The organism is Vibrio sp. 10N.286.51.E5 (assembly GCF_041469125.1).
Classification (GTDB): Bacteria; Pseudomonadota; Gammaproteobacteria; order Enterobacterales; family Vibrionaceae; genus Vibrio; species Vibrio crassostreae_C.
Map to the genome: position 1 here is coordinate 1 of NZ_JBFRJZ010000067.1, position 26,850 is coordinate 26,850.

Genomic DNA, 26,850 nt, shown 5'->3' on the forward strand with positions numbered 1-26,850 from the left:
TTAAATTGTTAAAGAGCTTTACTTGTTGAGCCTTCCTTTTAGTAAGGAGCCTCTCGAAGTGGACGGCCATTCTAGCGGATTAGATTCCAGTGTCAAACACTTTTTCCAGCTAATTTTTCAAAGCATCTTAAATGCTTATCACCGTCTTGTTACTCAGTTCAAACCGCTTGGTTATCCTTGGCAACGGAGGCGCATTATAGAGAGAATAATCCTTTGTACAAGGCTAAAAACGAAAAAAAGCCGCCACCGGCGACCGTTCGAACACTATTCACACAAAGCGTTTAAAATAGGTACGATTAAGCCTTAATTTCGGCCAATCGTACCTACCGTTCTTACTTCAACTATTGGTGAGCAATAATGCGGTCGTTGTTTACTAATAGCTGCACTTTCTTATCTGGATTAATTTTTCCTGCCAGTATCGCTTTCGCTAACGGGTTCTCGACACTTTGTTGAATCGCTCTTTTCAAAGGTCGTGCACCATATACTGGATCAAAACCAACTTGAGAAATTAACTTGAGTGCTTTATCCGAAACTTCAAGCTCATAACCATTGTCTTCCATTCTCTTCTTAAGGTGCTCAAGCTGAATAGCGGCTATCGACTGAATGTGCTCTTGACCCAATGGATGGAACACCACGCTTTCATCAACTCGGTTCAAAAACTCAGGACGGAAATGTTTACCTACCACTTCCATCACTTCATTCTTTATTCCTTGGTAGTCGAGCGTATTGAAGTTCTCTTGAATTCTCGAAGAGCCAAGGTTGGATGTCATGATCACTACCGTGTTTCTAAAATCGACTGTACGACCTTGTCCATCAGTTAAGCGTCCATCATCAAGCACCTGCAATAAGATATTGAAAACATCAGGATGCGCTTTCTCTACTTCATCTAGCAAAATCACTGAATAAGGCTTGCGACGCACTGCTTCTGTTAAGTAACCACCTTCTTCATATCCAACGTAACCCGGAGGAGCACCAACCAAACGAGCAACAGAGTGTTTCTCCATAAACTCAGACATGTCGATACGCACCATTGCATCGTCACTATCAAACATGAAGTTCGCGAGTGTTTTACACAACTCCGTTTTACCAACGCCAGTTGGACCAAGGAATAAGAAAGATCCAATCGGCTTGTTTGGATCAGATAAACCTGCACGGCTACGACGAATCGCATTCGATACCACTTCGACTGCTTCCGCTTGGCCAATAACTCGCTTATGTAGAACACCTTCCATGTTAAGAAGCTTCTCTTTCTCGGCTTCTAGCATTTTAGAAACAGGTATGCCTGTTTGCTTCGATAGCACGTCTGCAATTTCTGCATCAGTGACCTTATTACGCAGCAGCGTCATTTCTTGCATTTCAGCTTGAGTCGCAAGATCTAACTGCTTCTCTAATTCTGGGATTCGACCGTATTGCAATTCAGACATTCGGTTAAGATCACCAGCACGTCTCGCAAAATCCATATCCATACGAGCTTGTTCTAGCTCTGACTTGATGTGTTGCGTGCCAGAAAGCGCGGCTTTCTCTGCATTCCACACTTCTTCAAGCTCTGCGAAATCTCGTTCTTTGTCAGAAAGCTCTTCTTGTAATGTTCGAAGGCGTTTTTCACTGGCTTCATCATTTTCATTGGTAAGAGCTTGCTGCTCGATCTTCAATTGAATGATTTTACGCTCGAGCTTATCTAGCGACTCAGGTTTTGAGTCGATCTGCATACGGATACTCGAAGCCGCTTCATCAATCAGATCAATCGCTTTATCCGGCAGTTGACGATCAGAAACGTATCGATGAGATAGTGTTGCTGCAGCCACGATTGCTGGGTCGGTAATTTCTACATGATGATGAAGTTCATAGCGCTCTTTCAAACCACGAAGAATCGCCACCGTGTCTTCAACCGTTGGTTCATCGACAAGCACTTTTTGGAAGCGGCGCTCTAACGCTGGATCTTTCTCTATGTATTGACGGTATTCATCAAGAGTCGTTGCGCCAACACAGTGGAGTTCACCACGAGCCAACGCTGGTTTTAGCATGTTACCGGCATCCATAGAGCCTTCACCTTTACCAGCGCCGACCATAGTATGAATTTCATCGATGAAGAGAATGATATTGCCCTCTTCTTTAGACAATTCATTGAGGACTGACTTCAAACGCTCTTCAAACTCACCACGATATTTAGCGCCAGCTACCAAAGCACCCATGTCTAATGAAAGTACGCGTCGGCCTCTTAAACCTTCTGGCACTTCATTGTTAATAATGCGCTGAGCCAAACCTTCAACGATAGCTGTCTTACCAACACCAGGTTCACCGATAATGACTGGGTTGTTCTTAGTACGACGCTGAAGTACTTGGATAGTACGGCGGATTTCGTCATCTCGGCCAATTACCGGATCCAGCTTGCCTTGCTCCGCTCTTTCAGTCAGATCGATGGTGAACTTCTCTAACGCTTGGCGTCGGTCTTCGGCATTTGGGTCATCAACTTTTTGACCGCCACGAACCTGCTCGATAGCTTGAGATAATTTTTGCTCAGTAAGACCTAGCTCTTTAAGCAGGTTACCTAAAGGGCCTTTATCTTCAATTGCGGCAAGTAGGAAGACTTCCGAAGAAATGTATGTGTCTTGACGCTTTTGTGCGACCTTGTCACATAGGTTGAACAAAGTACCCATTGCATTCGACAGTTGAACATCACCACCGATACCACTTACTTTCAGTACACGGTCTAATATTTCGCTTAGCTTTGAACGCAATTGAACCACATCAATATTCAGCATGGTGAGCAATGGACGAATTGCACTACCATCTTGATTAAGCAAAGACACCATTAGGTGCACAGGCTCTATATATTGGTGATCACGACCTAATGCGAGCGACTGAGCATCAGATATCGCAATTTGGAATTTACTAGTGAATCGATCGAGACGCATGCCAACCTTCCTACTCTTAGATATGTTTATCTTATGGTTAGAAGATGGATACGGTAACGCGGATTTTCAAGGGATAAGAATGAAGAATAGAGCTGTTATAAAAATATAAATGAGCTGGATGACTGGTTGCACTAGTTAAAGGTTACTCTAACCAAATAAAAGTAGCTTGGCGTCCAGTAATACCATCACGACGATAAGAATAGAACGCATCGGCATCAGCGAAGGTACATAGATTAGAGTCTGTCACAGAAGTTACACCAACTTTGTTCAGTCGTTGCGTTGCAAGCTGAGACATATTCGCTAGCCATTTGCCTGGTTCAGCTTTGGCTTCAAATGCGAGCTTAGCTTGAGAGTCAAAACTAACGAAAGCTTCCAACACATCATCGCCTACTTCAAAAGCTTGTTTGCCTATTGCAGGACCAAGCCAAGCAATGATCTTATTCTCTGAACCTAAGTTTGAAAACTTTGCGACGGCATTTTCAAGAATGCCACCAGCAAGACCACGCCAACCAGCATGAACTGCAGCAACTTGAGTGCCTTTGGTATCAGTAAGGATTACAGGTAAGCAATCGGCTGTCATCGCAGAACAAACAACATCTTTAGCTGTGGTAAATGCACCGTCAGCATCAAGAATATCTGCCGTAGGGTGTAAAACCGTAACGACATCTGTTGAGTGAGTTTGATGTAGCCATACCGGAGCGGCAGGCATATTAGCGTGTTGCTTGAGCCAGGCTCTGTTGTTTTCAACAAGCGAAGCATCATCCCCAACATGCGTACCTAGGTTTAATCCTTGATACGCACCAGTAGAAAAACCATCAAAACGTGTCGAAGCAAATGCTTTCACGTTTTTTGGTGCATTCCAGTTAGGGATGATCATCGACATGATTAAATGTCGTCTTCCAAGTTTTCGCGCGCATCAACACGTAACGCTTCAGCCATCACGACCATGTCATTTGGCACAGGAGCGTGGAACTCAACTTCTTCACCTGTAATTGGGTGAACAAATTTAAGCATAACGGCGTGCAGTGCTTGGCGATCAAAAGAACGAATCATTGTTGTTAGTTCTTCAGATGCACCTTTTGGAATACGAGCACGACCACCGTATGCAACGTCACCTAGCAGCGGATGCTGAAGGTATGACATGTGAACACGAATTTGGTGAGTACGACCCGTTTCTAGGCGTAGACGAATACGAGTATGCTCGCGGAAGTGCTCAGCAACACGGTAGTGAGTTACCGCTGGCTTTCCTAATTCATTTACATCCATCAAGGTACGCTTAGTTGCATGACGGCTAATGCCTTTCTCTACCACACCACCAGCGGTCATTTTGCCAATTGCAATTGCTTCATATTCACGAGTAATACGACGCTTAGCAAGAGCACGCACAAGACGAGTTTGAGCTGGAACCGTTTTAGCCACAACCATAAGACCTGTTGTGTCTTTATCAAGACGGTGCACAATACCTGCACGAGGCACTTCTGCAATCTGTGGGTAATGGAAAAGCAATGCGTTTAGTATGGTTCCATCCGGTGTGCCTGCGCCTGGGTGTACAACCAGATCGCGAGGCTTATTGATAACCAATAAGTCATCATCTTCGTAGACAATGTTTAGAGGAATATCTTGTGCTTCCCAGCGCTCTTCATCTGCAAGTTCAGCTTGCAAGATGATCTCTTCACCGCCCAAAACCTTAACGCGCGGCTTTGTAATAACTTCGCCATCCACTTGGATTTTGCCGTCAAGAAGCCACTCTTTAATGCGAGAGCGAGAAAAATCGGTAAATAGTTCAGCGACAGCTTGGTCTAAACGTTGACCTAACTGGCTGCTTTTTACTGTGTCTGTTAATGTGATCTGCTGAGCCATATCGAACTTTTTTAAAAACCGTGAGACTAATACCCATTAGTATGGATAAAATAGAATAATTGCATCATTGTATCTGTTACTGGTTAGAAAGTAACGGAAGCTTACGAAATATTTAATTCAAGGAATCGACGCCTGACATGAAACACCTTACTTTATCGGGTCTATTAGCCGTATCACTCTTGGTTGGTTGTTCAAGTAGTGAAGAGATAGTGCCAGATGTACCACCATCGGTTCTCTACTCTGACGCTCAAGAATCACTGCAGAGCGGTAGCTGGCTTTCAGCAATAGAAAAGCTAGAAGCCCTAGACTCACGTTACCCATTCGGCGCCTATTCTGAGCAAGTACAGCTCGATCTGATTTACGCTTACTACAAAAATGATGACTTGGCACTTGGCCTCGCTACCATTTCACGTTTCCTACGTTTGAACCCAACACATGAGAAACAAGACTGGGTTCTTTACATGCGCGGCTTAACGCACATGGCGCAAGACCGAAACTTCATGCACGATATTTTTAATATCGACCGTAGTGACCGAGATCCTGAACCAGTGAAACTTGCGTTTGCTGACTTCAAGCGACTACTCGAACGTTTCCCTAGTAGCCCTTATGCTGAAGATGCACAAAAACGCATGTTCGCACTTAAGAACCGCCTAGCAGAGTATGACTTAGCAACCGCTGATTTCTACCTACGCCGCGAAGCTTGGATTGCTGCGATCAACAGAACGCAAGAGCTGCAAAAAACTTACCCAGACACCATTGCTGCGCGTAAGTCTTTAGATATCCAGCTAAAAGCTTATCAACAACTCGGCCTAGATGACGCTGTGTTAAGAACAGAAAAGTTGATTGAGTTAAACCCACTACCTTAATCAAACCTCTTACATCTCAATCCTAAAAGCGCGCTAATTTACTAGCGCGCTTTTTTTCATCTACATATCGCAAACTTGATGGATCGCATAATACACGGTATCTTCAAAAGATAACTTTTAACAAAACATCAACATGGAGTGTGGATGTGAGTAGGTTGTTATTATTTATCTGGATATCGCTATTTAGCCACTTATCCTACGCATTAGAACTGTCTCCATTAAGCAATAAGCCTTACATGGGTGACTTGGATGTGCTCAAAACCAAAGGAACGGTTAGAGTGCTAGTGTCTGCCGATCTTGGTTTCTATTACATCGAGGATGGCAAGCCAAAAGGCATCGTGGCAGAAATGCTCTACCACTTTGAGAAAAGCCTTCGTAAGAAACATCCCTACCTCAATGTTCAAGTCATCCCCGTGCAACGAGATGATCTACTTCCCTCTTTAGAGTCTGGCTATGGTGATGTCGCTGTCGCTAACCTAACGATCACCGATAAACGATTACGAACCATCGATTTTTCGGATCCGATGATTAAAGATGGTAAAGAACTCATTATCACAGGGAAAAAGGCCGAACCTATCACCGAAATCAAGCAATTGAGTGGCAAAGAGGTGTGGATACGAGCAAGCTCGAGTTACTTCGAGAGTGTACAAAGAGTCAATAAGGAGCTTAACGAGCTAGGTTTACCACCACTGCATGTCCACTTTATCGAGGAGTCATTACAAGACTACGAGCTGATAGAACTGGTTAACCAAGGTTATATACAAGGCACAATTCTGGATAACCATAAAGCCAAGCTCTGGATCGATGTAATGGAAAACATTCAAGTCCATAACGACTTACCTTTACGAGAAAATGGTCGTATTGCTTGGGCTTTAAGAAAAGACAGCCCTCAACTGAAGAAAGAGATAAACAAATACGTCAAGACCGCACGAACAGGCACCCTGCTTGGGAATGTCATCTACCAGAAATACATCGACAATACTCGCTGGTTAGGCCGAGCACTCAACCCCAATAAAGTAGACCGAGTAGCTAAACTCTCAGATGTCTTTGAAAAGTATTCGAGCAAGTATGAATTTGATCCTTTGATGATGTCAGCTCAAGGTTTCCAAGAATCAGGACTGGATCAGAGCCGGATTTCTCATCGCGGGGCTATTGGTGTGATGCAGGTATTACCGAGTACCGCCAAAGATAAAAACGTCAACATCAAGAACATCCATAAGGTGGATAACAACATCCATGCGGGTGTGAAGTATATGCGCTTTATCAAAGACCGATATTTTGACGACCCGGCAATATCACCCGACAATCAAATCTACTTTACCTTGGCTTCTTACAACGCTGGTCCTGCTAAGATCAGAAAGATGAGGAGCATTGCCAAGCAGAAAGGTTACAACCCAAACATCTGGTTTAAAAACGTAGAAATCATCACTCGCAAATACGTGAGTAAAGAACCCGTAACCTATGTTGCCAACATCAATCGTTACTTCGTAATCTATAAACAATTACAAGCTATCAATGCTATCCGAGAGGACGGCACAGCGAGATTACTGAACACTAACGACTAGGATCGCCTCCATCCCAGAGCTGGGGAGCCAAAGGTATTAGGTAAAGCTAAAAAACACAAAAGCCGCATAAGAATACTTATGCGGCTTTTGTTTATCTAATTCTGAAGAAGCTTATGTAGCGACCTATATTACAAGACCTATATCACAAAACACTATTGAGTAAATTTCAATCAAGCACTTTCCATAGGCTGTAGGACGCCCCTAAAAACTGATTTAATTTTTAGCGAAGCCTTGCCTCCAAGTTATCGTTTTTCATAAGGATAACAAGCATTTTTCGCCAAAAAGATACTAAGACTTGCGTAAGATCACATTTGATTTTAATGCTTATCCCACCCAACCAAAACAAGATCTAGATCACATTCTTTATTCCTAAAAGTCGTAATCTGAAGTTAACCCATGAGGGATACAACAGAGGAAAACTTCTATGAAAATGAACATCACTGGTAAAAACATCGACATTACCTCTGCAATCCGTGATCACATAGAAAGCAAATTTAAAAAGCTAGATAAATGGCAAGTAGACATCATTGGCTGCCAAGCGAGCTTTAGCGAAGAACCAAACAAGAAGAAGAAATTTGAAGCGGTACTAACCGTACCAAAAGGCCAACTTGTTGCTTCATCAATCCATGACGACCTCTACGTAGCGATCAACGAAGTAGAACAAAAACTAGAGCGTCAACTCAACAAGCTACGCCATAAACCAGAAGCGCGCCGCGCTGAAAAGCCTGAAATCGAAGAGCTAGAAGCTGAAGTAGAATAAGGAAAGAGAACAGATTAAAAAATAGCGCCTCAGGGCGCTATTTTTTTGCTTGACGCTCGTAGCTCGCTTGCTTATTGTGTTTAAACATTCATAAAACAATCACTTTTTATGCACACTCAATCTTTGTTTATTTTTGACTTCTTTTTTCTTCCGTAAATCGGAGGCTAAGTCGTTTTAGAAAAACAAGTCAAAAACGAACAAGAAGCCTCCCACACTAGGGAGGCTTTTTTATAAGGACACATTTATGACTGACCGCTCAATTTCACTGGATGATATCCGCCTTCGTCTTAATGATTTAGACGACGAACTCCTGAAGTTACTTTCAGAGCGTCGCAAGCTAAGTATCGAAGTCGCTAAAAGCAAAGTAGAGACATCAAAACCAGTTCGTGATGCAGTACGAGAACAACAACTATTAGTTAAGCTGATCAACAACGGGAAAGATAAATACGAACTTGATGCGCAGTACATTACCAAGCTGTTTCACACCATCATCGAAGATTCCGTTTTACTACAACAGTCATACTTACAAAACCTAGCGAACCCGCAAAGCCGTAAACCATTGGCTCGCGTTGCATTCTTAGGTTCTAAGGGATCGTATTCTCACCTTGCGAGCCGCGAATACTTCAGCCGCAAGAATATGGAATTGATTGAGCTGAACTGTAATCACTTCAAAGAAGTCGCATCAACAGTAGAGTCTGGCCATGCCGACTACGGTGTCCTGCCGATTGAGAACACCAGTTCAGGGTCAATTAACGAGGTCTACGACCTGTTACAGCATACGACTCTATACATTGTTGGCGAACTTTCTCAACCGATTGAGCACTGCCTTGTTGCTAAAAGTGATATCCGTTTAGAAGACATCAAAACACTCTACTCGCACCCACAACCTCATCAACAATGCAGTGAGTTCTTGAGCCGCCTTAAGGGTGTCAACCTTGAGTCTTGCGCAAGCACCGCTGATGCAATGAAAAAAGTTAAAGAATTGGGTGGTAATGACGTAGCTGCTATTGGTAATGCATCGAGCGGTAAGCTTTATGGACTACAGCCAATCCAGAGCAATATTGCAAACCAAACAGAGAACCACACTCGTTTCATCGTTGTGGCGCGTAAGCCTGTTGAAGTATCGACTCAAATACCAGCGAAAACAACGCTCATCATGTCGACATCTCAAGAGGCGGGTTCTTTGGTAGAAACACTACTGATCCTGCAACGCTTAGGCATCAACATGACTAAGCTAGAATCTCGTCCTATCATGGGTAACCCTTGGGAAGAGATGTTCTATGTCGATTTAGAGGCGCATCTGGATTCAGATAATATGCAACAAGCGATAACGGAACTAACAGCCATTACTCGCCACCTTAAGGTGTTGGGTTGCTACCCAAGTGAGAACATCAAAGCGACTCAAGTTAAGTTGTCATAGCTGAAAGTGAGTATCAGCTTTTAGCTAACATAAGTATTTGGCCTACAGCAGGCCAAATACTTAAATCACCCTCTAGTCGAGTACTATTCTCGCTAAGAAAACTCACCCTAGCATGCCTGAAACACAATTCACTTGTTTCGCACATTCGGCACGCTTACTCTCTCCACTACTTGAGCCTTTCTAACAAAAACTCATTAGTGGCTTTTTTTATCAATAAAGACAAAACCTTACCCCCTTCACAGGAAATCATCGAACTACGTATAATTAATAGCGAGTAAGCATTAAGTAACATAAACTTATGCGCTTAATTTATAAATAGTGTTGTCATTAACTATGAAGCTAAGTACTAAAATCTTACTACTAATAGCCCCTGTGATACTGATCAGTACCGCGGCTTCTAGCTATATTATTTATTCGACGCAAAAAAGCAGTTTCATCAAACGCGAAGACAACGCACTTCAACTGAACATGGAAAAACTAGCCGGATACTTTCGCCAATCTCGTTCGTTCCTCAATAGCTACTCTTACACCTTGACCCAGAGTGATATGGTGAAGCGTTATTTTCTCACTGATCAAAATCTATCTCGCGATCTTGAACTGGTCAGTAATCTTCGAGAAGCCATTCATTTCCTGCAAGATGACGATGAAAGCTATACAGGTTTAGCGCTTCTTAATGGTGATCGAAAACTGCGTTATTACGCGGATAATAGCAATGACTCACGCACTCAGATTGACAGTAAGATATTGGAGTATGTTGACCTGCACTATCAAGACACCTTAGCAACATCGAGTACCAACTATATTCAAAACTCCCAAGGCGAAGGGATGTTGGTTCACTATGACAAGGTAGATAGAAAAGCGATTTTCCCAACCGTTAACAATCAACCCGACGATGTGTTCTTTGTTGTTGTCTCTGTCTCTCTCGACAAATTTAATGCGCTGAGAAAACAGATAGAGTTCGACTACCAAACCAGCTTGTTCTTCACATCCATAGCGGTTTCTTTGGAAAATGATGTTACTCACTCAGTCAAGCTTGCACCAGAACTGTACGCCACGGTCGATCCGGCGCAATTCCTGTTGGAAAACAAGCTCGATTCAATTTGGAACAAGCTGAGTTTGTCGTTTGCACTGTCTGCGTTTGTAACTGTCGCTCTGCTACTCATGCTTCTGTCTCGCACTGTGATTACTCCAATAACACGGCTCGATCGACAGCTACAGCAAGTCGAAAAAAAACAACGTAAGAACATTGAACGCTTAGGCACTCGTGACGAGCTTGGCCGCCTATCACAGCGTTTTTATGACATGTATCAAGAGCTAGACAACACCTACCAGCAAACCAAGCTCTTGGCCGAAAATGATCAGTTAACTCAAATAGCCAATAGGCATCAGTTTCAAACCTTCGTTCAGCAATCGTTGCCAAAACCGAGTTCGAATACCGAAACCTGGGTTCTCTATTTTGACTTGGACAACTTCAAGTTTGTGAACGACAAATACGGACATCAAATCGGCGACTCGATTCTGGTCTCTTTTGCTCAGCGTATTTCAGATATTTGTCGTCACTATAAAGAGGAGTTCGACGCTCATTGTATGCCAGCCCGACTTTCTGGAGACGAGTTCGTTGTCTACATTAACGCTCCTAGTCACCGAGGAAATGTCGCGCATCGATTCTCGAATGATTTACTGACTCCACTGCAAAAAGGTTTTGTCACCGAATCAGGCAGCTTTCCGATCACGGTCAGTATTGGTATTGCGACCTACCCTAATGATGGCAACTCAATCGAGAAGCTACTGTCCAACGCGGATACTGCGATGTACCAAGCCAAGCGTGCCGGTAAAAACCAATTTGCTGACTATTCACGGGATTTAGACAAAGCCATTCAGCGCCAAGCAGACATTGAACGTGCGCTCAGAGGTAAGAATTTTGATGATGAATTCAGGCTCGTTTACATGCCCTACATGGATTCTACCGGGACTGATGTTATTGGCGTTGAGGTGTTATTACGTTGGAATTCAAAGCAACTTGGTTTGGTTCCACCAGATGAGTTCATTCCAATAGCCGAACAAACCGGGCTGTTCGAACATGTTGACCGCTGGGTAATACAGAATGCGTTTGCTTCATTCCATCGACTTCAGACTCAATTTGATCACTCGATTCAATTGTCGATCAACTTATCTTCTGCTGGCATTGAAACCACTCACCTTGCGGGTTTCATTAAAGAACACGCGGAGTTAAATCGAATTCCACCAAGCCTAATCGATTTTGAAATCACTGAAACCTTTTACTCAAACTCAGAAGGCTTCCCATTGCTGAATGAGCTGTCATGCATGGGTTATCGACTTGCGATTGATGATTTTGGTTCCGGTTACACCTCTATCACTCAACTGGTGCAGTATCCAACTCAGAAAATTAAATTGGATAAAGCGTTTTTGGATACCTTAATTGAAACCGATAACCAGAACATCGTAAAACCAGTTATCGGGTTGTGTCATGCTCAGGGGAAAAAGGTCACCGCCGAAGGGATTGAAACTCAAGACATGCACCAGTGGTTACAGGATGCACAGTGCGATATGCTGCAAGGCTATTACTTTGGTAAACCCATGCCACTAGAAGAGTTGAGTGACTGGTACCGACAACATCAACTCAATCTAATCGACAACAAAAAGAATCCGACACATGAAATCTGTAATCATCGCATCGCTGAACCCAGCTAAAATAAACGCCGTTAAAAGTGCGTTCTTATCTGCTTTTCCTGATACTGAATTTGATTTCAAAGGCATCAGCGTCCCTAGTGGTGTCGCCGATCAACCGATGAGCAATGATGAAACCTATCAAGGTGCCGTGAATCGAGTTCACAACGCAACTCAAGCTCAGCCTGATGCAGACTTCTATGTTGGTCTAGAAGCGGGAATAGAAACAAACGTCACCTTTGCCTGGATGGTGATCGAAACGAATGGCCAACGTGGCGAGTCTCGTTCAGCAAGTCTGATGCTGCCACCAGCCGTGCTTGAGAAACTAGAGCATGCAAACGAGTTAGGGGATGTGATGGATGAAGTGTTTGGTACCGACAATATCAAACAGAAAGGTGGTGCCATTGGCCTACTGACACATAACCAATTGTCACGCAGTTCGGTCTATCATCAAGCTTTAATTTTGGCTCTGATCCCATTTGTGAATCCTGAACACTTTCCTATTTAGTATTTGAGGCTTCCTTAAACTTCAAAAGATTCCAAGAACAATCTTCAGAAACAAAAAACGCTAACATCCAGTTAGCGTTTTTTATCGAATTCGTATTCATACTATCGCGTGATAGCTTAATTCCATTATTACTTTAGCAATAGGTCGGCGATCACGACTTTCTCTTGCTCAGATTTGGCCTTTAGCTCATTTGAGCCTCTGGTTATCGTCGCTACGCCTACGCCCAGCATTTGACTCACCTGTCGTTGAGACATATCGCCTTTCATCAGCTCACAGAAGATATTAATTCGAGCAACCAGAGCATCTCGCTCGTCTGGTGTCATCATCATAGTCAACAACAGCTCGTGCTGATCTTTTTCGACAGCCGTCTTTACCAAGTCCATCAGTTGTTGCCAATTATCATATTCAGGTTGTGATGCCATATCTCTACACTTACTTTTAAATTCTGACTTTAAAGAGTCGCTTAACGATTGAAAGCGTTTAACACTTTATACCGAAACACTTGATGCGATCCAATGTAAAAAGGCAGTAAGTGGAAATGGTTAGCACTCACTGCCTTTATTCTTACTCAGTTTCGGGCCAAATGCCGAAGGCTTAGTATTTCGTTTTTGCCTCATGGGGCGCTAAAAACGTCCCTTTCTCACCCAAGATATCTCGATAGTAGGTCTCAAACATCAAGATATTCTGAACGTAGCCACGTGTCTCTTTGAATGGGATCATTTCGATAAATGCAAAGGCATCGAGCTTTTCATCGCTGCGTGAACGCCACTGTTTCACACGGCTAGGTCCAGCATTATAAGCCGCAAACGCAAAGATACGGTTGTCATCATATTGAGCGAGTAAACCATCTAAGTAGTGACTGCCAATCTCAATGTTTTTGCCGACATCATAAAGATCATCGCTGCCCTGATACTTAATCTTATGTTTGTTCGCTGTGTATTGCGCCGTCTTGGGCATAATTTGCATAATGCCACGCGCGCCAACTGGAGAGCGAGCTTCTGAATCCATCGCACTCTCTTGTCTTGCTAAAGACATCAAAGTGATTGGATCGAGATCGTGCTTTTCAGCGTAGAAGTTAAACCACCACTTATGAGCAACAGGGAAGCGCAGCGCAATGTTATCCCACATCTTCGCAGAGATACTCGCTGTTACGGTAAAGTGATTCCAACGCTGTGTCGCAGCGTAAGCGGCAAGCATCTCTTTTTGCTCTTTATCTGCATTGGTCAGTAACCAGCGCCATTCACTTTTCGCTGCCGCAATTTTGTCTCGGTCAATCAGTTCACCAATACGCACCAAAGAGGTGTCGAATGGCTTCACTGTTTCAGCATTGTATTTAAGTGTCGATGTTGGATATTGAACTGGCTTACCTAACTGCTTAGCCGCAGCCACACTGTAGAAATTACGCTGACCCAAGATATCTGACAGTCGCTTATTGCCTTTGTCAGTATCGCCCGTCGCGATTTCAGCTCTGCCCTGCCAATATTGCCAACGAAGCGAAGCCTGATGTTTATCATCCAAGCGCGCTATCCACTCTTTCAAACCCGTCCAATCGGCATGTTGAATTGCTAAGCGAGCACGTCGTTCCAGCAGAACTTGCTTTGATGAACTCGCGAGCATTTTGTCGCGCCACACCATTAACTCTTCAGAGTCGGTGTTGATCAGACGAAACGTTAGGTAATCAGCGAGCTCTTGAGATTTCTCTTTCGAAAACTTCTGAGCCTTGATGACATCATCAAACACCTTTTGAGCACTGCTTGATGATTTCCTTGCTAGCTTCTCGAAAGCAAACTCGGTTTGAGCTTGGTAGAATTCATTCGCTGGATGTTTTTTAGCAAACGCGAGTACATTTTCAGGCTTGTTGTACAACGCCTTCATCTGCTTCGCTTGAGCAATTGACTCATCATGATCCAATTGCTTAATCAGGTAGCTCATTAACTTACCGTTACGGCCCTCGAACGCTAGCAGCATTCTATCCAGAATCAGCTCATCAGTTCTTAGCCCAGCTTGATCCCAGCTTTTAAATAAAGGGTCACAAGCGTCATCAACACCACTACCACTCAACCAAAGTTGTTTAGCTCCTTTAAAGGCAAGCTCTTGGTTACCTTGCTCGTAATGCGCTCGATAATAAATACATTGGTATTTTTCACCGACAGGCTCTTTGGTTTGAAACTCAAGGATCGTCTTCCACTGTTTTTGAGAAGCCAATGAGTCCAAATAAGGTGCGCGCATTCGATTGGAGAAAGGCAATGCCTTGTTCTCTTCAATGAAAGCATCGACCTCAGCAGGTGTGCGATCACCTAAGCCAATCAGAAAGGCCCGATAATCGGTGTAAGGTGTTAAAGGGTATGTTTGAATTTTGTTACGCAGCGCGGAGTAAGCTTTTAGATCACGGCTGTCTAAAACCTCTTGCGCTTTGTCATAAACGTCACGCTGCATTTCAAGCTCGGATGCATTGCTAGCCATAGCGACCGGAGCCAGTGAAACCGAAGACAAAATTGCCGATGCAGCCACAGCAATTTTCGTATTACCAATGCGGAAAAACATTCGCTCTTTCCTTAGTGCGTGTATGAATACGTGAAGTCTATTTACGCCCGACATCACATCAAATGTAAAGGATTTGAGTGTAAATATTATTAATATTTAACACTTCGCCTCAGAAGCCCATTAAATATAGTTTTAATGACCAATGTGACAATAATAGGTAAGGATTTGTTCAAGAGTGGCTTTTCTGCCCTAGGAGTAACATCTTTGAGGATATTGGTATAAAATAACAGACAATTTTGAACAATAATTAGGATCGATCGGCAATGGCTGAATACGTATATACCATGTCTCGGGTGAGCAAAACTGTTCCACCTAAGCGTCAAATTCTTAAAGACATTTCTCTTAGCTTTTTTCCTGGCGCTAAAATCGGTGTTTTGGGTCTAAATGGTTCAGGTAAATCTACCCTACTACGTATCATGGCTGGTATTGATACTGATATTGATGGTGAAGCACGTGCACAACAAGGCCTTAAAGTAGGTTATCTACCACAAGAGCCTGTGCTAGACGAATCAAAAACTGTTCGTGAAATCGTAGAAGAAGCGGTTTCTGACGTTGCTGACGCACTTAAGCGTATTGATGCGGTTTACGCAGCTTACGCAGAACCAGATGCAGACTTCGATGCACTGGCAAAAGAGCAAGGCGAACTAGAAGCTCTGATTCAAGCAAAAGACGGTCACAACTTAGAGACTGCTCTAGAGCGTGCTGCTGATGCACTTCGTCTTCCTGAGTGGGATGCGAAAATTGAATTCCTATCAGGTGGTGAGCGTCGTCGTGTTGCTATCTGTCGTCTACTTCTTGAAAAGCCAGACATGCTGCTTCTTGATGAACCAACCAACCACTTGGATGCAGAATCAGTAGCATGGCTTGAGCACTTCCTTGTTGATTACAGTGGTACTGTTGTGGCGATTACCCACGACCGTTACTTCCTAGACAACGCAGCTGGCTGGATTCTAGAACTTGACCGTGGTGAAGGTATCCCATGGGAAGGTAACTACACGTCTTGGCTAGAGCAAAAAGACGAGCGTCTTAAGCAAGAAAAAGCGGGCGAAAGCGCACGTCAAAAGACAATCGAGAAAGAACTTGAATGGGTTCGTCAAAACCCTAAAGGCCGTCAAGCTAAGTCTAAAGCTCGTATGGCTCGTTTTGAAGAACTGACAACTGGCCAATACCAGAAGCGTAACGAAACTAACGAACTGTTTATCCCGCCAGGTGAGCGTCTAGGTGACAAAGTTCTTGAAGTGAACAACCTAACTAAATCGTTTGGTGATCGCGTTCTTATCGACGACCTATCGTTCAGCATGCCTAAGGGTGCAATCGTCGGTATCGTTGGTGCCAACGGTGCAGGTAAATCAACACTATTCAAGATGCTAAGCGGTGCAGAACAGCCAGATTCAGGTACAGTTGAACTAGGCGAAACCGTTAAGCTTGCTTCTGTTGATCAGTTCCGTGACAGCATGGACGACACTAAGACAGTATTCCAAGAGATCTCTGAAGGCGCTGATATCATTAAGATCAACAACTTCGAAATCCCTGCGCGTGCTTACTGTTCTCGTTTCAACTTTAAAGGCAACGACCAACAGAAGATCATCGGTGAGCTTTCTGGTGGTGAACGTAACCGTGTTCACTTAGCGAAACTGCTAAAAGCGGGCGGTAACGTACTGCTACTCGATGAGCCTACCAACGACCTTGACGTTGAAACGCTACGTGCTCTTGAAGAAGCACTGCTTGAATTCCCGGGCTGTGCAATGGTTATCTCGCATGACCGTTGGTTCCTTGACCGTATTGCGACCCATATCTTAGACTACCGTGATGAAGGTCAAGTTAACTTCTACGAAGGTAACTATACTGAGTACACTGAGTGGCTTAAGCAGACTCTAGGCGCACAAGCGGCAGAGCCGCACCGTATCAAGTACAAGCGTATAGCTAAGTAAATAAGCTTGTATTTTGAACAAAGGCCGCGATAATAGCGGCCTTTGATATATCTGGCTTACGTGTAATGCATCGATATAGAGAGATTACTTATGGTTGAAAGACGTCAATTTTCACGAGTTATTTATCAAGTCCCGACTGAGATCTCACAAGGACAAGTAAAGGTATCAGGCTCAGTGCAAGACTTATCACTCCATGGTTTACTCATTCAATGCAATGAATCAAAACAACTTAGCCATGATGTCCCTGTTCAAGTGAGCTTTAAACTCGAAAACAGTGATATCAATATTCAGTTAGAAGCAACGATAGTCTCTACCATCAATACCTCAATGCGTTTACGCATAGAGCATTTAGATATTGATAGTATCAGCCACCTTAAGCGCCTTGTTGAGCTTAATGTTGGTGACAATGACCTGCTTTATAGAGAGATTGAACACCTTACCGACTTAGGCAAGGAATAATATCTCCATTACCCTTTTTCTATTAGAAGCATTTAGTTAATACAGAACCATGTCTAAAAAAGTGTCCATTACTATTCCCTCTAGTCAGGGGGAACAGACGTTTTACTTCGGCCGTAAAGCCGTGCTCATTTGCACTACTGCCATTTTTTCAGTACCGCTATTGATTGGCGGAGCGGCGTACATGCACTTCGAGAGTAAACAAGAACTCGCACTGCAAGCGGGTGATGCCCAACAGTTGATTGAAACACTGATTGTTGAAAAAGAACAAACAGAATTTCTTTATGCTGAGCAAGTAGAAACCAACCATTCGCTATCGCAAACACTGACCGAGAAAGAAGGCACGATTCAGCTACTTGGTAAGCGTGTATTCGATGTGGAATCAGTACTGGGTCTTGCTGATGAAGATCTGCTTACCGATGATATTTCTTTAGAAGATCGCATTGATGCGGCTGCAGTCGATTCAGCAGTAAGAGCCACAATGTTCCGCTTGATTCCAAACGACAGTCCGATGGCTTATCAACGTATATCTTCTTCTTATGGTAGCCGCACTAACCCTATTTCAGGGAAACGCCATGTACATACTGGTATCGATCTAACGTGTAAGCGTGGTGAAGATATTGTCGCGCCCGCAGATGGAGTCATTGAAACGGTACGCCCAAGTAAAAAAGGCTTCGGCAACTTTATTACTATGCGTCACTCGTTTGGTTTCATGAGTTCTTATGCGCACCTACAGAAGTTCAAGGTACGTAGCGGTCAGTTTGTGAGTAAAGGCGATGTGATTGCGAGCTGTGGTAACTCAGGTAACTCAACCGGCCCACACTTGCATTATGAAGTACGCTTCCTTGGTCGTTCATTGAACCCTCAATACTTGATGGATTGGACACCGGAAAACTTCAACTACGTGTTCGAGAAAGAGAAAAAGGTTAAGTGGGGCCCACTCGTTCAGCTGATTGATAATGTGGTTCGCTTGCAGATCAACCTGACTAACGTGCCTTACATTAGCTCGACCATCGACACCGTATCGAGTGAAGATAGCAAAAAACCTATCACGACTAACTAGTTGTTAATAGCTAAGACCTGTTGATTTGGCCTATGATGGTCTAATTGCTTTTAGTCTACTGTAGGCAAAATGCTTTCATAGCGTTCAGCACAAACAAAAAGAGCGACCAGATGGTCGCTCTTTTTTATGATTTCAAATCAGTATTAACCACGATGAATCGAGTCATGTGCTTGTTTTAGAAGACTTTGGCTCTCTTGCAAGAATTGTTGTGAGTAGTCACCAAACCAATCACTCACTTGGTTGAAGCTCTCAACAAACTTAGCCTTATCTTTGCCATCTAGGATTTCTAACGCTTCTCCGAAACAGCTATGGAAGCGTCGAATCATCTCTATATTCTCATCCGAAGACAGAATGATATCACCGTACAAGTTCGGGTCTTGAGCAAATAGACGACCAACCATCGCAATCTCAAGTCGGTAGATTGGTGAGCTTAGCTTCAGAAGCTGATCAATATTCGGGTTCTCTTTACTCAGGTGTAAGCCGTAAGCAAAAGAGGTGAAGTGACGAAGTGCTTGAATCAAGGTCATGCCGTGATCGTGTTCAGCTGCATCCATCTGGCAAAGGCTCGCGCCCCAAATACCAAATTGATTCAGTAGCCATTGGTAGCTCTCAGAACCACGACCATCACTGTAAACAATCACCTGCTTAGCAAGGCTAGGAACATCAGGACCAAACATTGGGTGCAATCCAACTACTGGGCCTTGATGCATGTTCATCATTGCTTGTAGAGGTTTAGATTTAATTGACGTCAAATCACATAGAATACAATCGCTTGGTAGATTACCTAGCTTCGCAATCACACCTTCCGTTAGGTGAATTGGAACCGTAACAACCACAAGCCCAGCATTATCTAAGATTTCGTCGGCCTTATCCCAATCTTGGCTGCCAAGGATTTTTACTTCGTAGCCAGACAGTTTGAACATACGACCAAACAAGCCACCAAGTTGACCATTACCACCAACGATAACCACTGAACGTAACTCTGGGTTAAGACACTTAAAGCCAGAATCTTTCTCGCTGGCATAAGACTCACGCATAGTACGACGCAAAATATCTTCGATTAACTGTGGTGGAACCCCTATTTTCTCAGCTTCTTGACGACGAGATGCCAGCATCGCAGCTTCACGCTCTGGTACATAAATAGGTAAACCATGTTCACTTTTTACTTCGCCTACTTTCTCTACTAGAGCAAGGCGTTGAGCCAGTAAATCCAACATTTGTTTATCGACAGCATCGATTTGGTCGCGTAATTCGTTCAGTTCAACGGCCATTTTATTCCTTACTAATCTATAAGCCCGTGCCAATCTATCAGCCCACAATCACGTAGGTTCGCTAGCAACAGATCTTAAAATGCCCCATTAGATGAGGCACTTAAATTTAAAACTCTGACTAACCTTTCAAGCGGTTCTCTAAGAACGGGACTAATTCCGTATGTGCATGTTTCAATAGTGCCTCAGTTGAATCCCAATTGATACACGCGTCGGTAATAGAAACGCCGTATTTCATCTCATTGAGAGGTATATCCGAAGATTGGTTTCCTTCGTTAATATGGCTTTCAATCATAAGGCCGATAATCGATTTGTTGCCTTCACGAATTTGGTGAATCACATCTTCTGCAACTAAAGGTTGGCGACGGAAATCTTTACGAGAGTTCGCGTGGCTACAGTCGACCATTAGCGCTGCCTCTAAGCCAGATTTACCCAGCTCTTGCTCACATTCGTGTACCGATACTGAATCGTAGTTCGTCTGCTTACCGCCACGTAAAATCACGTGACCATTTGGGTTACCTTGCGTTGTTAGTAGTGCAACTTGACCTTCGCGGCTGATACCCATGAAACGGTGGCTAGAAGAAGCCGCCTGCATTGCATTGATTGCAGTGCCTAGGTTGCCATCGGTACCGTTTTTAAAACCGATTGGCATTGAAAGACCACTTGCCATCTCACGGTGAGTTTGAGATTCAGTCGTACGTGCGCCGATAGCTGCCCAGCTGAAGGTATCTGCTAGGTATTGCGGGCTGATTGGATCTAATGCTTCAGTCGCCAATGGAATTTCCATCTCAGCGAGTTCAACAAGTAGCTCACGACCAACATGCAGACCATGCTCAATATCGAAAGTGCCGTCTAGATGCGGGTCATTGATCAAACCTTTCCAACCTACAGTGGTACGAGGTTTCTCAAAGTAAACACGCATAACAATATACAGTTGATCGCTAAGTTGCTCAGATAAGGCTTTAAGGCGTTTCGCGTACTCTTTCGCAGCTTCAATGTCATGGATAGAACATGGGCCACATACAACAAGCATGCGATGATCTTTCTTATGAATGATGTTTGCGATAGTTTGACGAGACTCTTGAATGAAACGACGAGCATTATCACTCAAAGGCAGTTTTGCTTTTAACTCCTCAGGAGTAATCAGTACCTGTTCGTCGATGATATTGACATTGCTTAATTCACTTTTCTGCATAACTCAACCTGTATATTTATTTTTACACCCAACATTTCCGTTTGGGTTAACAATCTTTAAAAACACAATAACAGCTAAAAAAACGATTGCAAGTGTAAACAATAAAAAACATTAAGTGTAAATTCTATTTTACACATTGGGTTTGACTCACTCTAAGAGATAAATAGGTTTAAACCACGGATCACACATACAAAAAAGGCGATATTTATCATATCGCCTTATCTAAAATTATAATGTGTTTATTTATCACTCACTGCCTAGCATTCGCTTAATCGTCTCTGAGGTCTCTTTCCACCTAGCATCCGAGTGAAGTGTCGACAAATCAAAGCTGTGTTTTTTAAGCAATGAGTTGGCTAAAGGCACCTCTTGAATCGCTAAGTGATCCAGAGCTTCAATTTGTGCATCTCGTTTATTACACATCAACACCATGTCACAACCTGCATTCAAGGCCGCTTTCGCTCTGTCGGCTGGTCCGCCCATAATGGCAGCGCCTTCCATCGTTAAATCGTCAGAGAACACCAAGCCTTTAAACCCAAGCTGCTGCTTCAATACTTTCTGTAGCCAATACTGTGAACCACTCGCAGGTTGATCATCATAGTGAGAGAAAACCACGTGAGCTGGCATCATGGCATCCAATATTCCAGCTTCAATTTGCGCCTTGAAGATTGCCATATCGGTTTCGAAGATGTCGTCTCTAGGGTCATATGGCGTCTCTAAGTGTGAGTCAGCAATCACGCCACCATGTCCAGGGAAGTGCTTGCCTGTCGTCGCCATGCCAACCGACTTCATGCCTTTGATGAAAGCGCTGCTATGACGAACAATGGTATCAATATCTTCACCAAACGCTCGGCTACCAATCGCTTTACACTCGTGGCCTTTGTCTAATACTGGCGCAAAGCTCAGATCGATATCATGGGCAATCAATTCTGCCGCCATCAACCAACCCGCTTGTTCTGCTAACTGTTCGCCATTATTCTTAGTCGCGAATTCTTGAGCAGCTGGGATAATTGAAAAGCCATCGCGGAAGCGCTGAACTCGGCCACCTTCTTGATCGACACCAATCAAAATAGGACGTTTCGCTACCTTGCGAATTTCTTTGTTTAACGCCGATAACTGTTTGCTATCGTGGTAGTTTCGAGCAAATAAGATGAGACCACCAACAGTTGGGTGCTCTAAAATTTCTCTGTCTTCAGCTGTCAGTTCGTAGCCTGCAACATCAACCCACAACGGTCCCATATTTATCCCTTATTAAACCTAATTTCATAAACTTCCCGAGATTATTCTCTTTAAATTTGCTTTACAATGTTTTTAAACCAATCTGTGGAAGACTTTAAGAATGCAGTGCAAGAGCTTAGGAATGGATCATAAAGAACTGTATATCGGTGTGATGTCAGGGACGAGCATGGACGGTGTTGATACGGCCTTAGTGTCGATTGAAGATACGCGCATGACATTGCTGGCTCATGATGAGTTCCCAATGCCTGACGACCTCAAAGCACGTCTGCTTGAAGTTTGTATTGGTCAGAAAACCGATTTGATTGCCATTGGCGAACTCGACCACCAGCTTGGCCATCTATTTGCTGATGCGATTCTGCAACTTCTCGAAAAGTCAGGTACACCTGCATCTTCTGTGACTGCGATTGGTAATCATGGTCAAACGGTATTCCACCAGCCAAGCGGCGAATCTCCATTTACTATGCAGTTGGGTGATGCCAACATCATTGCCGCTAAAACACAGATTCAAACGGTTGCTGATTTCAGACGTAAAGACATGGCATTAGGCGGACAAGGTGCGCCACTCGTACCCGCTTTTCACCATACGATTTTTCACCCGCAAGACAGCTCAGTTGTAGTGTTGAATATTGGTGGTATCTCGAATATTTCAGTGCTGCGCCCTAATCAGCCAACGCTTGGTTATGATACAGGCCCGGGCAATATGTTGATGGACGCTTGGGTTGATAAACACACGGGTGAGAAGTTTGACCGTGATGCGCAATTTGCGCTTAAAGGTCAACTCAATCAAGCTTTACTCGAACAGTTGTTAAATGAGTCTTATCTATCTCAAATGCCACCGAAAAGTACCGGTAGAGAACTATTCAACCTACCTTGGCTAGAGCAACAATTAACAGAATTTAAAGATCTTGCAGTAGAAGATGTTCAGCGCACGCTTTGTGAATACACCGCATTGACGATAGCCAATGAAGTGGAGACTTATCGCTTGGGTAACCAACCTGCACTGTATGTGTGTGGCGGTGGTACACGAAATCCATTGTTGATGAAGAGACTGTCTGAACTGCTTCCAAGTTGGGATGTTAATTCAACCACCAGTAAAGGCGTGGATGCCGATTACATGGAAGCGATGGCTTTTGCGTGGCTTGCTCAACGTCATATTCATCAACTGCCAAGCAATTTACCAGAAGTGACTGGCGCAAGCAGAGCGGCCTCTCTAGGCGTTCTCTATCGTGCTAACTAAACAACTTTAGAACCATCATTTTAGAATCACCATTTAAGGATCATTATGAGTAACGACGCTCTCATATCAGCGCTCTCGCACCTCGTTTCGGAGGGGAGAAACCCTGACACTATGGATATTGATCTGCTCACCTCTCTTGAAGTGGTTGAAAAGATTAACCAACAAGACAAGCAAGTCCCGCTGGCGATTGAAGCGGAACTGCCACAGATCGCGAAAGCGGTCGATAAAATTGCTCATGTCTTTCAAAACGGTGGTCGACTGATTTATATGGGCGCAGGCACCAGTGGTCGATTAGGTGTGTTAGACGCCTCAGAATGCCCACCGACTTTCGGTGTTTCGGACAAAATGGTTATCGGCTTAATTGCTGGCGGACCAGAGGCGATTTTAAAAGCCAAAGAAGGTGCAGAAGACTCGCTGACTCTCGGTATTGAAGACCTGAAAGCGATTCAATTTTCAGAAAATGATGTCGTGGTGGGTATTGCTGCGAGCGGTCGTACACCTTACGTAATTGGTGCACTCAATTACGCCAATCAGCTTGGCGCAGTAACGGTTGCATTGTCTTGTAACCCTGATTCTCCAATTGCTGAAATCGCTCAAATCGCAATTAGCCCGGTGGTTGGCCCAGAAGCATTAACAGGTTCAACACGACTCAAATCAGGTACGGCGCAAAAGTTGGTGCTTAATATGCTGACCACAGCCAGCATGATTCGTATCGGTAAGAGCTACCAAAATCTGATGGTCGACGTAAAAGCGACCAATGAAAAGTTGGTTGCTCGCGCTGCTCGTATCGTTATCCAAGCGACGGAGTGTGACAAAGCACTGGCGGTATCAACACTTAAAGCGACTGATTACGATGTGAAGTTATCTATTTTGATGATTCTAACAGGGTTAGATTTAGAGTTAGCCAAGGCTCAGCTTGATAAGCAAAATGGCTTCTTGAGAAAAGCCGTCGAGAATAATCAGTAATCTTAATTTGGCTTGTAGCTTCTCATTTAGACAGCTACTTCAACGACATACAAAAAGACCAGCACACACGCGGTACTGGTCTTTTTTTAGTTTTAATTTTTTATGGCTAGCTTGGGCTTAATAGTCGTTTGAGAACTCGTCCCAGCCGCGTTGCCATTCCATACGGAAACGTTGAGCGTCTTCCGTACCAGAACACACGCCTTCATACACCTGACCAGATAAACCAATCTGATAAGCATGGTTCGGATTACAATATTCAGTCACACCTAGATGGTAACCTTCTGTGTAACTGGCTTGATCAACAGCACCAAGCGCGGTCATATCTGAATACGAACGCTGAGTGTGGCCTTTGATGCCATCACGATAGCCAATCTCTTGCCAATTGCCCTCAGCGGCTAAATCTTGAACATTGGCGCTGCATCCTGCAAGGCTAAATGCCACGGCGAATAGTGCGATTATTTTTTTCATTTCAGTCCTTTATATTTACCTAGCCACTTCCTGACGAAGCGTTGCCTTTGTGGTGATTCTCCGCTGAACACTGGCTGATGTCCACTTATGTCTGTTATCTGCCACTGATATCTATTGGTTACCGCTTAAAGTAGATAAATCACCACTTGCCAGAAGCAAGAGCCTTCTCAACACGAATAACCAACCGCTCTACAAACGTAGCAAACCACTCAATCAGTTATAACACCACTTAATTGACTATTCGACCACTCACTCTCATAGCGGAAGTTTCTTTTCATACTCTTCTTTAATATACACCCTGACTTAATTAATACATTCAGGGATAACAAATTATGATGTGGTTTCTTACCTGTGTTGCAGCACTCATTGGTGGCTACTTTATTTACGGTGCCTTTATCGAGAAGATTTTCGGTATCAATGAAAAGCGTCAAACACCCGCTCACACTAAGCAAGATGGCGTGGACTACGTTCCAATGTCGACACCAAAGGTTTACCTAGTTCAACTGCTTAACATTGCAGGTGTAGGTCCAATCTTCGGACCTATCATGGGTGCCCTTTACGGCCCAGCAGCGATGCTTTGGATCGTGCTAGGTTGTATCTTCGCAGGTGCAGTACACGACTACTTCTCAGGTATGTTGTCTATCCGTAATGGTGGTGCTTCGGTTCCAACCATCACTGGACGTTACCTAGGCAATGGCGCAAAACACTTTATGAACATCTTTGCCATTGTTCTACTGCTTCTAGTTGGTGTGGTATTTGTTTCTGCTCCTGCAGGCATGATCACTAACCTAGTGAACGACCAAACTGATTTCGCGATGTCTGCAACAACCATGGTTGTTATCATCTTTGCTTACTACATCATCGCAACGATTGTCCCTGTCGATAAAATCATTGGTCGTTTCTACCCACTGTTCGGTGCACTACTTATCTTCATGTCTGTTGGCCTAATCACTGCGATTGGTCTATCTGACGAGCACCAAATCATGGGTGGCTTCGAGATGAAAGACATGTTCACCAACATGAACCCGAATGACCTACCACTTTGGCCTGCTCTATTCATCACTATCGCTTGTGGTGCAATCTCTGGCTTCCACGCAACTCAGTCACCACTGATGGCGCGTTGTATGGAAAACGAGAAGAACGGTCGCTTCGTATTCTATGGTGCAATGATTGGTGAAGGCATCATCGCTCTAATCTGGTGTGCACTTGCTCTTTCATTCTTCGGTTCAGTTGAGTCTCTATCAGACGCAATTGCAAACGGCGGCCCAGGTAACGTGGTATACAGCGCTTCATTTGGTCTACTGGGTGTATTCGGCGGTATCCTTGCTTTCCTTGGCGTGGTTATCCTACCAATCACTTCTGGTGACACAGCATTCCGTTCAAGCCGTCTTATCCTTGCTGAATACTTCAACATGGAACAGAAAACACTGCGTAACCGCCTACTGATGGCTCTGCCACTGTTCGTTATCGGTGGCATCTTGACTCAAGTTGATTTCGGTATCATCTGGCGCTACTTCGGTTTTGCTAACCAATCAACAGCTGTAATGATGTTATGGACAGCTTCGGCTTACCTACTTCGTCACAATAAACTGCACTGGGTAACTACGGTTCCAGCTGTGTTCATGACATCTGTATGTATCACATTCATCCTGAACAACAGCCAACTAGGCTTCGGTCTACCAATGCAAATCTCGACCATCATTGGTGTGGTGAGTGCACTTGGTATTGCGGCTTACGTTATCAAGATTTCAAAAGGCAAAGGTGATATCGACCTTGCTGATGAAGAAGAGAAAGAAGCAAAAGGCGTAACCAAAACTGCCTAGTTCTTTCAGACTTTGAATAAAAGAGACACGTCTTCATAGAGAGACAAAACAACAGCCAAACACACTTCACTTGCTCCCGTA

General features: G+C 43.9%; 21 protein-coding genes and 1 other annotated feature. Of the genes, 12 read left to right on the forward strand and 9 right to left on the reverse strand.

From position 1 onward, the window contains the following. Positions 1-341: 341 nt before the first annotated feature. The 3 genes from clpB to rluD all read right to left on the reverse strand — a co-directional run bounded on the left by clpB (position 342) and on the right by rluD (position 4,775). Positions 342-2,915, reverse strand: a complete 2,574-nt coding sequence (gene clpB / locus AB4161_RS20470) for an ATP-dependent chaperone ClpB (protein WP_372084116.1) — start codon at positions 2,913-2,915, stop codon at positions 342-344. A gap of 142 nt (positions 2,916-3,057) precedes the next feature. Beyond that, positions 3,058-3,798 (reverse strand): peptidoglycan editing factor PgeF, encoded by a 741-nt coding sequence (pgeF, locus tag AB4161_RS20475; RefSeq protein ID WP_065584732.1) that lies wholly within the window; start codon positions 3,796-3,798, stop codon positions 3,058-3,060. Between the two features lie 2 nt (positions 3,799-3,800). After that, positions 3,801-4,775 carry a 23S rRNA pseudouridine(1911/1915/1917) synthase RluD gene (rluD, locus tag AB4161_RS20480; RefSeq protein ID WP_017059364.1) on the reverse strand — a complete coding sequence of 325 codons (975 nt, stop codon included), beginning with the start codon at positions 4,773-4,775 and terminating at the stop codon, positions 3,801-3,803. Between the two features lie 137 nt (positions 4,776-4,912). Here rluD and AB4161_RS20485 point away from each other — a divergent pair, with 137 nt between their 5' ends. The 6 genes from AB4161_RS20485 (at position 4,913) to yjjX (ending at position 12,582) form a co-directional block, all read left to right on the forward strand. Next, positions 4,913-5,641 (forward strand): outer membrane protein assembly factor BamD, encoded by a 729-nt coding sequence (locus AB4161_RS20485; RefSeq protein ID WP_017059363.1) that lies wholly within the window; start codon positions 4,913-4,915, stop codon positions 5,639-5,641. Positions 5,642-5,781: 140 nt separating this feature from the next. Further along, positions 5,782-7,206: a lytic transglycosylase F gene (locus AB4161_RS20490; protein WP_346762950.1), complete on the forward strand. Its 1,425-nt coding sequence runs from the start codon at positions 5,782-5,784 to the stop codon at positions 7,204-7,206. A gap of 424 nt (positions 7,207-7,630) precedes the next feature. Next, positions 7,631-7,966 carry a ribosome hibernation-promoting factor, HPF/YfiA family gene (gene hpf / locus AB4161_RS20495; RefSeq protein ID WP_004735034.1) on the forward strand — a complete coding sequence of 112 codons (336 nt, stop codon included), beginning with the start codon at positions 7,631-7,633 and terminating at the stop codon, positions 7,964-7,966. Between the two features lie 110 nt (positions 7,967-8,076). Beyond that, positions 8,077-8,198: a sequence feature (Phe leader region), on the forward strand. Positions 8,199-8,210: 12 nt separating this feature from the next. Further along, positions 8,211-9,386 carry a prephenate dehydratase gene (gene pheA, locus AB4161_RS20500; protein ID WP_017059361.1) on the forward strand — a complete coding sequence of 392 codons (1,176 nt, stop codon included), beginning with the start codon at positions 8,211-8,213 and terminating at the stop codon, positions 9,384-9,386. 333 nt (positions 9,387-9,719) lie between these two features. After that, positions 9,720-12,098, forward strand: a complete 2,379-nt coding sequence (locus AB4161_RS20505) for a bifunctional diguanylate cyclase/phosphodiesterase (RefSeq protein ID WP_017059360.1) — start codon at positions 9,720-9,722, stop codon at positions 12,096-12,098. Beyond that, positions 12,061-12,582 carry an inosine/xanthosine triphosphatase gene (yjjX, locus tag AB4161_RS20510; protein ID WP_017059359.1) on the forward strand — a complete coding sequence of 174 codons (522 nt, stop codon included), beginning with the start codon at positions 12,061-12,063 and terminating at the stop codon, positions 12,580-12,582. The genes AB4161_RS20505 and yjjX overlap by 38 nt, the downstream gene beginning before the upstream one ends. 128 nt (positions 12,583-12,710) lie before the next feature. Here the strand turns inward: yjjX and trpR are convergent, their stop codons facing one another. Together trpR and sltY are read right to left on the reverse strand one after the other, a co-directional pair. Next, entirely contained in the window at positions 12,711-13,004 is a 294-nt protein-coding gene (trpR, locus tag AB4161_RS20515) for a trp operon repressor (RefSeq protein ID WP_017059358.1), read from the reverse strand. A gap of 172 nt (positions 13,005-13,176) precedes the next feature. Beyond that, positions 13,177-15,126 (reverse strand): murein transglycosylase, encoded by a 1,950-nt coding sequence (sltY, locus tag AB4161_RS20520; RefSeq protein WP_102321444.1) that lies wholly within the window; start codon positions 15,124-15,126, stop codon positions 13,177-13,179. 263 nt (positions 15,127-15,389) lie between these two features. On the opposite strand from sltY, the gene ettA reads away from it, so the two are divergent. The 3 genes from ettA (at position 15,390) to AB4161_RS20535 (ending at position 18,576) form a co-directional block, all read left to right on the forward strand. Next, on the forward strand, positions 15,390-17,057 hold the full coding sequence (gene ettA, locus AB4161_RS20525) for an energy-dependent translational throttle protein EttA (protein WP_017056147.1): 1,668 nt from the start codon (positions 15,390-15,392) through the stop codon (positions 17,055-17,057). A gap of 90 nt (positions 17,058-17,147) precedes the next feature. Then, complete coding sequence (locus AB4161_RS20530; RefSeq protein ID WP_371724422.1) at positions 17,148-17,516, forward strand: PilZ domain-containing protein; 369 nt, start codon at positions 17,148-17,150, stop codon at positions 17,514-17,516. A gap of 49 nt (positions 17,517-17,565) precedes the next feature. Then, positions 17,566-18,576 (forward strand): M23 family metallopeptidase, encoded by a 1,011-nt coding sequence (locus AB4161_RS20535; RefSeq protein ID WP_102321445.1) that lies wholly within the window; start codon positions 17,566-17,568, stop codon positions 18,574-18,576. A gap of 143 nt (positions 18,577-18,719) precedes the next feature. Here the strand turns inward: AB4161_RS20535 and tyrA are convergent, their stop codons facing one another. The 3 genes from tyrA to nagZ form a co-directional block, all read right to left on the reverse strand. Continuing rightward, positions 18,720-19,847 (reverse strand): bifunctional chorismate mutase/prephenate dehydrogenase, encoded by a 1,128-nt coding sequence (gene tyrA, locus AB4161_RS20540; protein WP_017056144.1) that lies wholly within the window; start codon positions 19,845-19,847, stop codon positions 18,720-18,722. 118 nt (positions 19,848-19,965) lie between these two features. Next, a complete protein-coding gene (locus AB4161_RS20545) occupies positions 19,966-21,039 on the reverse strand; it encodes a 3-deoxy-7-phosphoheptulonate synthase (RefSeq protein ID WP_017059354.1) in 1,074 nt (357 codons plus the stop codon). Between the two features lie 246 nt (positions 21,040-21,285). Continuing rightward, positions 21,286-22,275 (reverse strand): beta-N-acetylhexosaminidase, encoded by a 990-nt coding sequence (nagZ, locus tag AB4161_RS20550; RefSeq protein ID WP_268671688.1) that lies wholly within the window; start codon positions 22,273-22,275, stop codon positions 21,286-21,288. Between the two features lie 121 nt (positions 22,276-22,396). Between nagZ and AB4161_RS20555 the strand changes: the two genes are divergently transcribed. Further along, positions 22,397-23,512, forward strand: coding sequence for an anhydro-N-acetylmuramic acid kinase (locus AB4161_RS20555; protein WP_372084120.1), 1,116 nt, complete (start codon positions 22,397-22,399; stop codon positions 23,510-23,512). A gap of 45 nt (positions 23,513-23,557) precedes the next feature. Next, the gene (gene murQ / locus AB4161_RS20560) at positions 23,558-24,478 is read left to right on the forward strand and encodes an N-acetylmuramic acid 6-phosphate etherase (protein ID WP_032545650.1); all 921 of its coding nucleotides are present in this window, start codon (positions 23,558-23,560) and stop codon (positions 24,476-24,478) included. A 117-nt stretch (positions 24,479-24,595) separates the two neighbouring features. Here the strand turns inward: murQ and AB4161_RS20565 are convergent, their stop codons facing one another. Next, entirely contained in the window at positions 24,596-24,946 is a 351-nt protein-coding gene (locus tag AB4161_RS20565; RefSeq protein WP_102576794.1) for a DUF2799 domain-containing protein, read from the reverse strand. Between the two features lie 332 nt (positions 24,947-25,278). On the opposite strand from AB4161_RS20565, the gene AB4161_RS20570 reads away from it, so the two are divergent. Continuing rightward, positions 25,279-26,769: a carbon starvation protein A gene (locus AB4161_RS20570; RefSeq protein ID WP_048669573.1), complete on the forward strand. Its 1,491-nt coding sequence runs from the start codon at positions 25,279-25,281 to the stop codon at positions 26,767-26,769. Positions 26,770-26,850: the final 81 nt, after the last annotated feature.

What these genes read in the sequence shown, in the direction of transcription:
- pgeF (WP_065584732.1), bottom strand. Translation starts at nt 3,798, where the DNA reads ATGTCGATGATCATCCCTAACTGGAATGCACCAAAAAACGTGAAAGCA.
- clpB (WP_372084116.1), bottom strand. Translation starts at nt 2,915, where the DNA reads ATGCGTCTCGATCGATTCACTAGTAAATTCCAAATTGCGATATCTGAT.
- ettA (WP_017056147.1), top strand. Translation starts at nt 15,390, where the DNA reads ATGGCTGAATACGTATATACCATGTCTCGGGTGAGCAAAACTGTTCCA.
- tyrA (WP_017056144.1), bottom strand. Translation starts at nt 19,847, where the DNA reads ATGGCCGTTGAACTGAACGAATTACGCGACCAAATCGATGCTGTCGAT.
- sltY (WP_102321444.1), bottom strand. Translation starts at nt 15,126, where the DNA reads ATGTTTTTCCGCATTGGTAATACGAAAATTGCTGTGGCTGCATCGGCA.
- AB4161_RS20545 (WP_017059354.1), bottom strand. Translation starts at nt 21,039, where the DNA reads ATGCAGAAAAGTGAATTAAGCAATGTCAATATCATCGACGAACAGGTA.
- hpf (WP_004735034.1), top strand. Translation starts at nt 7,631, where the DNA reads ATGAAAATGAACATCACTGGTAAAAACATCGACATTACCTCTGCAATC.
- rluD (WP_017059364.1), bottom strand. Translation starts at nt 4,775, where the DNA reads ATGGCTCAGCAGATCACATTAACAGACACAGTAAAAAGCAGCCAGTTA.
- AB4161_RS20555 (WP_372084120.1), top strand. Translation starts at nt 22,397, where the DNA reads ATGGATCATAAAGAACTGTATATCGGTGTGATGTCAGGGACGAGCATG.
- yjjX (WP_017059359.1), top strand. Translation starts at nt 12,061, where the DNA reads ATGAAATCTGTAATCATCGCATCGCTGAACCCAGCTAAAATAAACGCC.
- trpR (WP_017059358.1), bottom strand. Translation starts at nt 13,004, where the DNA reads ATGGCATCACAACCTGAATATGATAATTGGCAACAACTGATGGACTTG.
- murQ (WP_032545650.1), top strand. Translation starts at nt 23,558, where the DNA reads ATGAGTAACGACGCTCTCATATCAGCGCTCTCGCACCTCGTTTCGGAG.
- AB4161_RS20565 (WP_102576794.1), bottom strand. Translation starts at nt 24,946, where the DNA reads ATGAAAAAAATAATCGCACTATTCGCCGTGGCATTTAGCCTTGCAGGA.
- AB4161_RS20535 (WP_102321445.1), top strand. Translation starts at nt 17,566, where the DNA reads ATGTCTAAAAAAGTGTCCATTACTATTCCCTCTAGTCAGGGGGAACAG.
- AB4161_RS20530 (WP_371724422.1), top strand. Translation starts at nt 17,148, where the DNA reads ATGGTTGAAAGACGTCAATTTTCACGAGTTATTTATCAAGTCCCGACT.
- AB4161_RS20505 (WP_017059360.1), top strand. Translation starts at nt 9,720, where the DNA reads ATGAAGCTAAGTACTAAAATCTTACTACTAATAGCCCCTGTGATACTG.
- nagZ (WP_268671688.1), bottom strand. Translation starts at nt 22,275, where the DNA reads ATGGGACCGTTGTGGGTTGATGTTGCAGGCTACGAACTGACAGCTGAA.
- pheA (WP_017059361.1), top strand. Translation starts at nt 8,211, where the DNA reads ATGACTGACCGCTCAATTTCACTGGATGATATCCGCCTTCGTCTTAAT.
- AB4161_RS20570 (WP_048669573.1), top strand. Translation starts at nt 25,279, where the DNA reads ATGATGTGGTTTCTTACCTGTGTTGCAGCACTCATTGGTGGCTACTTT.
- AB4161_RS20485 (WP_017059363.1), top strand. Translation starts at nt 4,913, where the DNA reads ATGAAACACCTTACTTTATCGGGTCTATTAGCCGTATCACTCTTGGTT.